This is a genomic window from Xanthomonas floridensis, from assembly GCF_001642575.1.
Classification (GTDB): domain Bacteria; phylum Pseudomonadota; class Gammaproteobacteria; order Xanthomonadales; family Xanthomonadaceae; genus Xanthomonas; species Xanthomonas floridensis.
On sequence record NZ_LXNG01000015.1, the window covers coordinates 27,889 to 38,700 of the forward strand.

Here is a 10,812-nt window from a genome sequence, read left to right on the forward strand (position 1 = left end):
CCAGGCGAACGCGTACTAACGCCTGGCCCAAGCGCACCGGCATGCCTGCACGCGCACCTCAGAACTTCACCGTGGCGCGTGCCCAGTAGAATCGGCCCAGCAGATCGTAAGTGGCGACGTCGGTGTTGGCATTGCCCACATTGTTGGAGTAATACAGCGGCGGCTGCTTGTTGGCGACATTGTCCACACCTACCTCGAAGCGCGTATGCCAGGGCTGCACCTCGTAGCCCAGCTGCAGATTGTTGTAGACATATGCGCCGATCTTGCGCACCACGCCGGGAATACCCGCGTCGGCGGACAGGCTCTGGTCCAGATCGGCATTGCCGATGTCGGTCTTGCCGACGTAGCGAATACGCCAGGTGGCGCTCCAGTCGTCCAACGCCCAGCTCACCGTCCCCAGCGCGCGCCAGCGCGGGAAATTGCCATAGGCCTGGGTATAGCGACCCACGTTGTGGATAGTGACCGAGCTGGGGTCGGTGGTGTCGGGCAGCACGTCGTAGCGGGTGAGGTAGGTACCGTTGAGGCTGGCATTGACCCGGCCCCAGGCGGTCTCCGGCAGGCGATAGGTCAGATTGAAATCGATGCCCTTGGCCCACAGCTTGCCCAGGTTGACGGTGGGCTCGGCGATGTAATTGATGGTGCCGTTACCATTGCGATGGATCAACGCGCAGAACGCGCTTGCCGAATTGGCGTAGCACTGGTTGAGCACGGTCTGCGCGGACACGGTGGTGATGGTGTCCTCCAGATCGATGCGCCACCAGTCGGCGCTGAGCGACAGGCCGTCGATCCACTGCGGGTCGTACACCAGGCCCACGTCGTACGACTTGCCGGTCTCCGGCTTGAGTTGGTAACCGGCCACCGCGGCGCCGGACACCTTGCCCGACACCTGCCCGTCCGATTGCTGGTAGCTGCCGTTGGTAGGCACATTGGCGCAGGCCACGCTGTTGCCGCCGGTGTAGCCGTTGCACGGGTCGTTGACGGTGGCAGCATCGCCGGCAACACCGGCATACAACTCGTTGATGTTCGGCGCGCGAAACACCTGCGAGACGGTGCCACGCACCAGCAGGTTCTCGATCGGGCGATATTCCAGCGACAGTTTGCTATTGGTCTTGCTACCGACGGAGCTGTAGTCGGAATAGCGGGTACCCACCGTGACGTTCAACGCGTTGATCCCCGGCAAGTCCTTGAGCAGCGGGAACAGGGCCTCCGCATAGGCTTCCCTCACATCAAAACTGCCGCTGAGGGTGGACGAGCAGAATTCGATCACCCCGCACAGGCCGTTCTCATCGCCCGTCCACAGCGCGTCCGATGCGGTGGTGGAGCGTTCCTTACGGTAGGAGATACCGGCGGCAAGGCTGGCTTCACCGGCAGGCAATTCGAACAGTGAGCCGTTGGCATTGGCCTCGAACTGCTTGACGGTATAGACGCTGGTCACGATCGGGTTGACCACCATGCCCTGCAGCGTATCCAGGTTGGCGCTGTCATTGAGGTTGAAGAAGTTCAACGGCGTGCAGCCGGCGGTCGCCGCGCCCGCGGCCCCGCACTTCACCACACCATCGCTGTCCAGGAACGACGGGCCGATCGCCTGATTGAACGTTGCGTAGTCGAGAAACCCGTTGTTGATGGACTTCTGCTTGACCTTGCCGTAGTTGAAGGTGGCGTCCCACTGCCAGGAGCTGTCGCCGAAGCGGCCACGCAGACCGGGGCTGATCTGGAAGTTGTAGGTGTTGTATTGATAACTGCGATTGCCCAGCACGGTGGCGCGCGTGTTCAAGTCGTTGTAGGACGTGCCAGTGGTGCGATCGGTGCCGAAGTTGACCCCGAACGGGTTGTAGTAACTCTGCGACGACACCAGGATGTTGTCGCCGTTGGAGAAGATCGGGATCGGCGCGATGATCGATGCCGACTCGGTTTTACTGAACCAGGTGTTGACGTACCCCTCAACGCTGTCGCTGAAGCGAAATGTCCCCAGCAGGAAGGCATTGGTGCGTTTCTGCGGGGTCTGCAGCAGATTGAAGGGCTGGTAGTTATACGAATCTGCGCTGGCGTTGTAACAATGGAAATCGCCCGGGCCGGCACGCCCGCTGACGCCACTGTTGAGCGTGACGCGGCTGCAGCCATTGGTCTGGGCGAGTTGCGCTGATTGATCGGAACCGTCGTTGAAATTGACCGTGCCGGTAGGCGTGGCGGAAGAGCCCTGCTTGACCGGCTGACCATCCATCAAGGCCAGCGCATCCCGGGAATATGCACGTGCGCCTGCCGATACCGGGTCGATGCTGTGATACGACAGCCCGCCGATCAGGCTGCCGCGCTCCCAGGTCTTGCCGGTGGTGAGCGCGAAGTTTCGACGGTTGCCATCGCGCTCGCTGCTGGTGCCGAAGTCGCTGCTGAACTGCACGCCGTCGAAGTGCGTGCGCAAAATAAAGTTGACCACGCCGCCGATGGCGTCGGAGCCATACACCGCAGATGCGCCATCGCTGAGCACTTCGATGCGCTCGATCATGCTGGATGGAATCGCGTTGACATCGTTGTAGGCCAGGCGGATGCCGTTGACCAGCACCAGCGTGCGCTTGTCACCCAGGCCGCGCAGCGAGACCGCCGATGCGCCGGTACCGCCACCGTTATTGGTGTACGGGTTGGTGGCATTGCCGGCGATCGATGGCAATTCCTGCAAGAGATCGCCCACCGTGGCCTTGCCGGTGGCGGCGATCTGTTCCTGGCTTACCGTGACCACCGGGTTGGCGGTTTCAGTATCCACACGACGCAGGCGCGAGCCGGTGACCACCACGCTGTCCAGCGTTTGGGTTGCATCGCCGGCTGCCTGTTGTGCCTGCGCCGGTGCCGCCGCACCTGCAAACAGCGCCACCGACAAAGCGCTGCTAAGCACGTGCTGGATCGGGCGGGTGGCGGCAGCGCGGTTGGGAGAATGAGGCAACAACGACATCGGCATGCGGAGCTCCTGGGAGAACGTGGGCAAACGATCGGCAACACAGGTCCGTGCCGGCATGCGCCAGCGCAGGTCAGGACAGGGAGCAGCACACCGCCGCACACCCAGTGCGACGCGCGTGCTGCGGGCACGCTCGACACCTGCCAGGCGCACGCCTGTTCTCGGCTGCGCGCAATGCGCGGTGTCGGATGGATGTCGGTACGCAGCGGTGTCGCCCAATGCGATCCGCTTTCATCAGCTGGTCACAATGTGCCTGTGCGCACGCGCGGCGTCTTGTCGCATTTGGCGACAGCGCATGCGGAAAACAGCATGGTTGGCTCGCGCATGCGCGAGCACTGCAGCGCTGGTGCGGTTGGGCCTGATCCCTCCACCGTCATCCGCGTAGCCTCGCCCCCGTGGCCATCGGCATGCACGGTGATTACAGCTGCATGGCTGGCCCGACGCGTCTGCGCGATGGCGACAGCCAGCCTGGCCGGATCACGCCAATCGCGGCGCCGCGCCGCGCATCACGGTGTGGCGGACACCGCTGACTGCGGTGCAGCGCTTGCGGGGCTGCGGTTCCAGTCCGGCGTTGGGGCGCGCTGCATCCAGCGGACGAAGAAATCCAGCAGGCGCCGCCTGCCGTAATCGCCGCCGGCGCCGTGATCGCCGCCCGGCACCACCAGCAGGTCGAAATCCTTGTTGGCCTTGATCAAGCGATCGGCCACCTGGAACGTGCTGGCCGGATCGACGTTCATGTCCATGTCGCCGGTGATCAGCAGGAGATGACCTTGCAGGCGTGCGGCATTTTCCACGTTGGAGGATTCCGCGTACCACGGCCCGACCGGCCAGCCCATCCATTGCTCGTTCCACCAGATCTTGTCCATGCGGTTGTCGTGGCAACCGGAATTGGCCACGCCGGCCACATAGAATTCCGGATGGAACAGCAATGCTCCCAACGCGTTCTGCCCGCCGGCGGAAGTGCCGAACACGCCGATGCCGCCGGCGATGTCGTACCACGGATAATGCGCGGCAGCGGCCTTATGCCAGGCGATGCGATCGGGCAAGCCGGCATCCTTGAGGTTGCGCCAGGCCACATCGTGAAAGGCGCGCGAGCGGTTGTTGGTGCCCATGCCATCGATCTGCGCCACCGTGAATCCCATCCCGGTGAGGGGAAACACGCGGGCACTGAACGTCTTGGGCACGAACGATCCCTGCGGGCCGGCATAGATGTACTCGACCGTGCGATACCGCTGCTGTGGGTCGAACTGCTGCGGGCGATGGATCACCCCCCAGATCTCGGTCTTGCCATCGCGCCCGAGGCTATGGAACGGCAACGGCGGCTGCCAGCCGCTGGCGAACAGCCGGCTCAGATCGGTGCGCTCCACGGTCTGCGCCAATCGGCCATCGGCACTGCGCCGCAGCTCCAGCACCGGGCCAAGGTCCACGCGCGAGTAAAGATCCACGAACCACTTGCCGTCCGGCGAGTAGCTCAGCTGGTGATCGGCGGCCTGCGGCGTCAGTGCAGTCAGGCCCGTGCCATCCAGGCCAATACGGTAGGCGTGCCGGTAATAAGGGTCTTGCCCGGGTTGCATGCCCGAGGCGGTGAAGTACAGCTGGCCCGCCGCCTCATCGATGTAGTCGAGCTTGCGCACCACCCAGTCGCCACGTGTCACCTGGCGTATCACCTGCCCGCGATGGCCATCGTAGAGATACACATGCTCCCAGCCATCGCGCTCGGACGCCCACAGGATCTGCGCACCGTCGGCCAGATCCTTGCGCGCGTGCTTGCCGCCGTCTTCGTGGCTGCCGCTGAGTTCGGAGTATTCGATGAAGGTGGGCGAGGTTTCTTCGATCAGCGTGCGCGCGGCCGCAGTGCGCGCATCCACCTCGATCACGCGATAGAGCTGGTGGCCCCGCGCGTTGTATTCGAAGGTGAAGCCGCGGCTGTCCTTCCACCACTGCAGACTGTTCAGCGTGAAGGCATTGGGCAGTAAAGTCATTGCGACCGGGTGGGCCGCACCGGTGGCGATATCGAACAGCACCGGCTGCATCACCGGCAACGCATCGCCCGGCTTTGGATAGATCTGCTGATGCAGCTTGGGCTGCACGCGATCGGCCGGCGCCGATTCGATGTAATACACCATGTGCGGCGGCGGTGCCTTGACCCGGTAGGCGGCCAGGTGCTGCGAGTCCGGCGACCATTCCACGCTGTCGATGGCGTAATAGTCGCCGTTGCTGCCGTCGTGGCTGAGAACCCGACGTTCGCCGCCGTGCTTCGGCGCAATCACCAGGTTGCCCTGCTCCACCCATGCGCGCCAGCGCCCGTCCGGCGATGCCTTGGCGGTGCGCTCGCCTTGCTTGAGTGGCAGCGCCATGTCCATCGTTTCGGCTGGCTCGTCGCGGTCAGGCTGACGCGCACAGCGATACCGCGCCAGATCGCATTGCCAGCCCAGCCGCGCCAGTTGAAAGCCCAGGTGCTGCTGCACAAGCGTTGGCTGTTTCAGCGCCAGTGCGGCCGCATCGACATCTTGCGCGCCGGCCTGGTTCAAGGCTGCTGCCAGCCGTGCATGATCGAAAGCCAGCCTGTTGCGGCCGGTGGCGGCATCCACCAGGCGGTATTCGATGGCCGGCGCCCGATTGACACGCGCAACACCGCGCCGGTACAGGAAGTGCCCCGCATCGATCCACACCGGCTCGGCGGGTTCGTGATCGACCAGCGACAGATAACGATCGGACAGTTCCATCGCCTGGGTGTATTGCGCAGCGGTGGGTTCAGCGTTTTGCGCCAACGCGGCATTCGTCAGCATCGACAACAGCACAACGCAGACGTGCCAGCCCACAGGGGGACGACGGCGGGGTATCGGCGTACAAGCAGACGAGGACTTCATAGCGGTTCCGTCGATCCAGCACAGTGATGGCGTGGCCCATCGAGCGCCGGCTTGTGAGGTAGGGGGCACGGCCAGCGTCGCAGCGAAACGCCTGCGCGACTGCGTGCGGTTACGAGGCCGATGTAGTCAACGACGTAGCGTGTTGCCACCGCGACGAGAGCGCGTCATGCAAACCACGCCTGCACCCTGACCAGCGCTGCCTCCCCCGGCAACGCCACCCGGTCGGCATGTGGACCCTGCAGACGCGCCGGCTTGCCATCGACCAGAACGCGCTGCAACCGCGTGCCCGCCGGGACGCGCAGGCTCAGCCAGGTGCGCTTGGGCCTGCGCTCGGGGAGCTCCACCTCGCCTTCGATGCAGCGCTGTTGAAGATCGGTGCGCAGGCGCAGCGTGAGCTTGCCCCAGCGCGTGGGTGCGGCAGCGATGCCAAGCGGTGCACCGCTGCCCAGCCATGCGCGCGGCAGCGCGCGCGCCAGGAACAGCTGCTCGCCTGCACTGTCCTCGCTGACCAGCATCCAGCGCAACAGCAAGGGAATGGTCATCTGGGCGGGCATGCAGAACAGCGGCATGCCGCCGGTGATACCGCTGACCTCGCCGGCCGTCCAGCTGCCGCGCGTATGCACCTGATAGCGATGCGCATAGACGAACAGCAGATATTCTTCGATGCGGTCCAGCCGCAGCAATTGCTGCGCATAGCCATAGGAAATGAAGCCGAGCAGGTCGCGGCTGCCCGGGTCCGGCGGCGCGATATTGGCCACCACGCCGATGCTGGTGCCGCCATGGCCGCGCAGGCAGTCGATGACCAGATGGGCCAGATCGTCGGGCAGCACATCGGCCTGCAGCAGTTCGGCGTACGCGCGATGCGGCCATTGCTGTTCGCTGGGTTTTTCCTGCAGCAACGATTGGCGAAAGGTCAGCGTGGTACCCGGCAGCGGGCCTACGTATGGCGGCGACAGGTCGTGGCGCACGTTGGCCCGCAGGCTGGCCTGGAGCCGTGTACGCAGCTGCCGTGCGCGGCGCTGCCACGGGGCCGCTGTTGCGGTCTCCCCGCCCAGCGCGCTCCACACCTGGGCGATGTCTTCCCAGCCGCGGATTGTCAGCGCGCTATTGGCGTAGTACGGCTTCCACCACAGCGAGGGATCGGGAAACAGGCAGGCATCGGATTCGTTCCAGCCATGCAGCAGGCCGTACCCCTGCGCCGTGCGCGGCAGTGCCAGCGCCTGGTCGTGCAGATCGCACAGCAGCTGCGCGGTGGCCGCGATCTTGGGCCGCAATCGACGCAGGCGCGCTACATCGCCGGTGTAGCGCAGGTAGCGTGCCAGCAGCGACAGGGTCAGCCCGAACTGCCCGACTTCCGGCCCGCGCATGTTGGGCAGGCCATCGTCCTGTACGAACGCGTCGAAGTAATTGTCGAGTACCGCCGCCGCCTGTGCAAAGCGGCCCCATTCCAGATTGGCGTACAGCGAGCTGGTAAAGGTGTCCTGAAAGCCATCGTACTCGTTGCCGTAATAGTCGCGCTCCACCGCGCCGTACTTGGGGTAGTCGCCGCCCGGCCGCACCACCAGCTCGCGTGCGAAGGCGAAGTGCGCCATCGCGTTCCAGCTGGCGTCCGGTAGCTGCGCCTGCACGGTGCCGGCCAGCGCGTGTTGCCAGTACGCGGCGAAATCGATCAGTGCCGCGTAGAACTGCTCGGCGGTGGCCGCCGTGCGCGCCGTGCCGAAGGCTGGATAGCTGTGCGTGTAGTGCACCGCCACGACCTGCCCACCGCGCACCTGCATGGTGCGGTGCCAGGTCTGCACCACGAAGCGGTCGGTGGCACGCACATCGGCGAACACCAGCACGTCGTACCAGGCATCGGGCTCGCCTTCGCGGCGCATCACCTTGCGTACCGCCGGCATCCAGCCACCCAGCACGCCTTCTTCGCGGCGCTTGATCAGCGCCTCTTCGCCAAGTTCGGCGAAGGCGTGTTCCGGGCGCGCGGTGCGGCTGCGGCCGTTGGGCAGGATCGGCATGGTATCCAGCGCTTCGCGGGTACCGACAAAGGTGGTCCACGGCCAGCGCCCACCATTGTCCTTGGGGTCGAGCAAGGAGGCCGGCGGTGGCGCGACATCGCGCACCTGCGTCTCGTCCGGGTCGCCGTCGCGCAGCAGGCGGTCTGCCAGCAGGTCCGCCTCGGCCATGGCCACCTGTGCCAACGGCAGGCCGAAGTACGGCGCGCCCGCCGCCGGATACGTGGCTTCGAGGCGCTTGTCCAGGCGCAGCACACCGGCGTCGGTCTGCAGCGTCAGCGCAGCCTGCGGATCGTCCAGACGCTCGTAGACGGTCCAGTCCTGCTGCAGATGCCGAAAACTGCAGAGCTTGCTGCCCGAAGGCGCGGTGGCTGGCACCGCCTCCAGCACCGGTTGCGCAAGCGTGGCAGGTGCGGCGGTACCGTTCGCGCCGCCCTGCGCCGCAAGCACCGCGCCGGTGCCGACTGCCGCGGTTGCGGCCATGCCCTGCCGCAGAAAGGTTCTCCGGTCCATCGTTGCGCCCTTGAGTGATCCACCCTGCATGCTGCGCGTTGGCGCCGCCCCCGTCTTGTGAGGCCTGTCTGACGCGCGTGCGGAAATGGGCATACAGCACCATCGACCGCCGCAGCCGCGCCCTGACCAGATGGATCGGCAGTGGCGCCGTCTCAAGATCTGCGGCGGGCCTGCCCCAGGCTGCGCCCCTGCGCTCGACGGCGCCTGGCGACATGCGTGGAGGACGCAAACAACTTCGCGTTGCGATCGATCCGGTGCCGCGACAGCGCACTGCATCCACGCAGCATGACGTTCAATGAGCCCCCGACGCACGAGGTGACGATGCTGTCACCACGACGTTTCCCCGCAGCCGCGCAGTCGCACCGCGCGTCACCGTCCTTACAGAGAGAGATCGCCGCATGCATACCGTTCTTCCCGGCAGTGAACGCCAGACACCGCCCTCCAGGATCGACGCCGGAGTGCCGGCCGCCGATGAGCGGCTGCGGGTGCTGCTGGCGGTGCGGATGCCGGCGCTCGATGCGGCGGCCGAGGTGCTGCTGCAACTACAGGCCGACACGCTGCCAGCAGCGTTCTCGCGGGCGCAGTTCAGTGCGCGCTTCGCTGCCGCCCCGGCCGACCTGCAGGCGGTGGCAGCATTTGCTGCCAGCTACGGCCTGGCGGTGGAGCGTGCGCATGCCGACAGCGGCACGGTCGTGCTGGAAGGCAGCGTGGCGCAGTGCGAGACCGCGTTCCAGGTCAGCCTGCGCGCGTATGTCGACGGCGCCCTGCGCTATCGCGGCCGCACCGGCCCGGTGTCGATCCCGCAGGAACTGCAAGGCATCGTCACCGCCGTCATGGGACTGGATGCGCGCCCGCAGGCGCAGACCTTGCCCGCCGCACCGACACCCGCCCCCACTGCAGCGCCGGCTCCTCCGCATGTCGCCGACGCGCAGACCAACGGCCCGGTCATGCAATACACACCGCCGCAACTGGCGCAGCTATACGGCTTTCCCGAACACGACGGCCACGGCCAATGCATCGGCATCATCGTGCTGGGCGGTGGCTATGCGCGCGAACAGATGCAGGCGTATTTCGCGCAACTGCGGCTGCCCATGCCCAGCATGGTGGATGTGCTGCTGCCAGGCGCCGGCAACACCCTCGGCACCGGCAACGAAACTGCAGATATCGAAGCGCAGATGGACATCCAGATTGCCGGCGCCATTGCCCCCGGCGCCAAGCTGGTGATGTACTTCGCGCCCAATACCGATAACGGTTTTCTCGAAGCGATCAATGCCGCCGTCCACGACCACGTGCATTCGCCAGGCGTGATCGCCATCAGCTGGGGCTTCACCGAAGCGCAGTGGACACCGCAATCGCGCCAGGCCTACGACTGCGCGTTCCGGGCTGCAGCCTTGCTGGGAATCACCGTGTGCATCGCGGCCGGTGACGACGGCGCCAGCGATGGCCAGCCCGGTCTGAACGTATGTTTCCCGGCATCCAGCCCGTTCGTGCTGGCCTGCGGCGGCACCCGGCTTCAGGTCGACAGCGACAGCGCGGACGAACAGGCCTGGTCCAAGGGCGGCGGTGGGCAAAGCCGGTTTTTCGCTCGCCCGGCCTGGCAAAAGAATCTGCAGCTCACCGACGAGCAACAGCGTACCCGGCAACTGCGCATGCGCGGCGTACCGGATGTCGCTGCCAATGCCGATGTGCAGACCGGCTACTACCTGCTGATCAACGGGCAGCCGGCAGTGATGGGCGGCACCAGTGCTGCTGCACCGCTGTGGGCGGCCTTGCTGGCACGCATCTATGGCGCCAATCGCATGCAGCCGCGCTTTGTAGCCCCACGTCTGTATGGAAAGCCGGAGGCGTTCCGCGACATCGTGGCCGGCGCAAACGGCGGCTATCGCGCCGCCACCGGCTGGGACGCCAACACCGGCCTGGGGGTACCCGACGGCGCAAAGCTCACCGCCTTGCTGCGGCAAGACTGAGAACGATACACACGGTTGTCGTGGCGGGCTGCACGGCGGCTGCGAGATCGCAGCGTAAGGTCTGCCCAGGTGTCACCAGATGCGGCACTGGCTTGCCAGCCGTGCACCCGGCGCAACAGATCCGGAACCGGCCTTCATCCCATCAGGCTTTCAGGTCACTACGTCCAGCAGGCTGCCCAGCATCTGGTCGGAGCGCCGCACTACATTGGCGTTGGCCTGAAAATCGTTACGCGCCGATAGCCCGTCGACCAGATCGGTGACCGGAGCCGACGGATCGGACACGGCATCGACCACGCTGGCCGACACGCCGCCATTGGCCTGCGTGCGGGCCGCCACCGCCTGACGCGGGCTGCCGTCCACCGGTTGGCGGGCGACATTGCTGGCGGCCACCTGCTGACGCAGCGCGGCGGCCTGCATTCCGGAACTGGCGATACTGCTGATGCTCATGGTGGCTCCGTGACGCAAGTGACTGAGGTGACGCGGGATGCAATGGAGTGAGGCGATAG

At 65.8% G+C, this 10,812-nt stretch carries 5 protein-coding genes; 1 reads left to right on the plus strand and 4 read right to left on the minus strand.

What is annotated here, in order from left to right; translation table 11 throughout:
- Positions 1–58: 58 nt before the first annotated feature.
- The 3 genes from A7D17_RS10000 to A7D17_RS10010 all read right to left on the minus strand — a co-directional run bounded on the left by A7D17_RS10000 (position 59) and on the right by A7D17_RS10010 (position 8,339).
- Positions 59–2,950, minus strand: coding sequence for a TonB-dependent receptor (locus A7D17_RS10000; protein WP_064508940.1), 2,892 nt, complete (start codon positions 2,948–2,950; stop codon positions 59–61).
- Between the two features lie 503 nt (positions 2,951–3,453).
- Complete coding sequence (locus A7D17_RS10005) at positions 3,454–5,718, minus strand: S9 family peptidase (protein WP_425479586.1); 2,265 nt, start codon at positions 5,716–5,718, stop codon at positions 3,454–3,456.
- A gap of 263 nt (positions 5,719–5,981) precedes the next feature.
- Positions 5,982–8,339 (minus strand): glucosidase family protein, encoded by a 2,358-nt coding sequence (locus A7D17_RS10010; RefSeq protein WP_064508942.1) that lies wholly within the window; start codon positions 8,337–8,339, stop codon positions 5,982–5,984.
- 398 nt (positions 8,340–8,737) lie between these two features.
- On the opposite strand from A7D17_RS10010, the gene A7D17_RS10015 reads away from it, so the two are divergent.
- The gene (locus A7D17_RS10015; RefSeq protein ID WP_064508943.1) at positions 8,738–10,306 is read left to right on the plus strand and encodes a S53 family peptidase; all 1,569 of its coding nucleotides are present in this window, start codon (positions 8,738–8,740) and stop codon (positions 10,304–10,306) included.
- A 150-nt stretch (positions 10,307–10,456) separates the two neighbouring features.
- Here A7D17_RS10015 and A7D17_RS10020 read toward each other — a convergent pair whose 3' ends face one another.
- The gene (locus A7D17_RS10020) at positions 10,457–10,753 is read right to left on the minus strand and encodes a flagellar basal body rod protein FlgC (RefSeq protein WP_064508944.1); all 297 of its coding nucleotides are present in this window, start codon (positions 10,751–10,753) and stop codon (positions 10,457–10,459) included.
- Positions 10,754–10,812 lie beyond the last annotated feature (59 nt).

Excerpts from the sequence above, each read along its gene's own strand:
- A7D17_RS10015 (WP_064508943.1), top strand. The coding sequence starts at position 8,738 with ATGCATACCGTTCTTCCCGGCAGTGAACGCCAGACACCGCCCTCCAGG.
- A7D17_RS10000 (WP_064508940.1), bottom strand. The coding sequence starts at position 2,950 with ATGCCGATGTCGTTGTTGCCTCATTCTCCCAACCGCGCTGCCGCCACC.
- A7D17_RS10020 (WP_064508944.1), bottom strand. The coding sequence starts at position 10,753 with ATGAGCATCAGCAGTATCGCCAGTTCCGGAATGCAGGCCGCCGCGCTG.
- A7D17_RS10010 (WP_064508942.1), bottom strand. The coding sequence starts at position 8,339 with ATGGACCGGAGAACCTTTCTGCGGCAGGGCATGGCCGCAACCGCGGCA.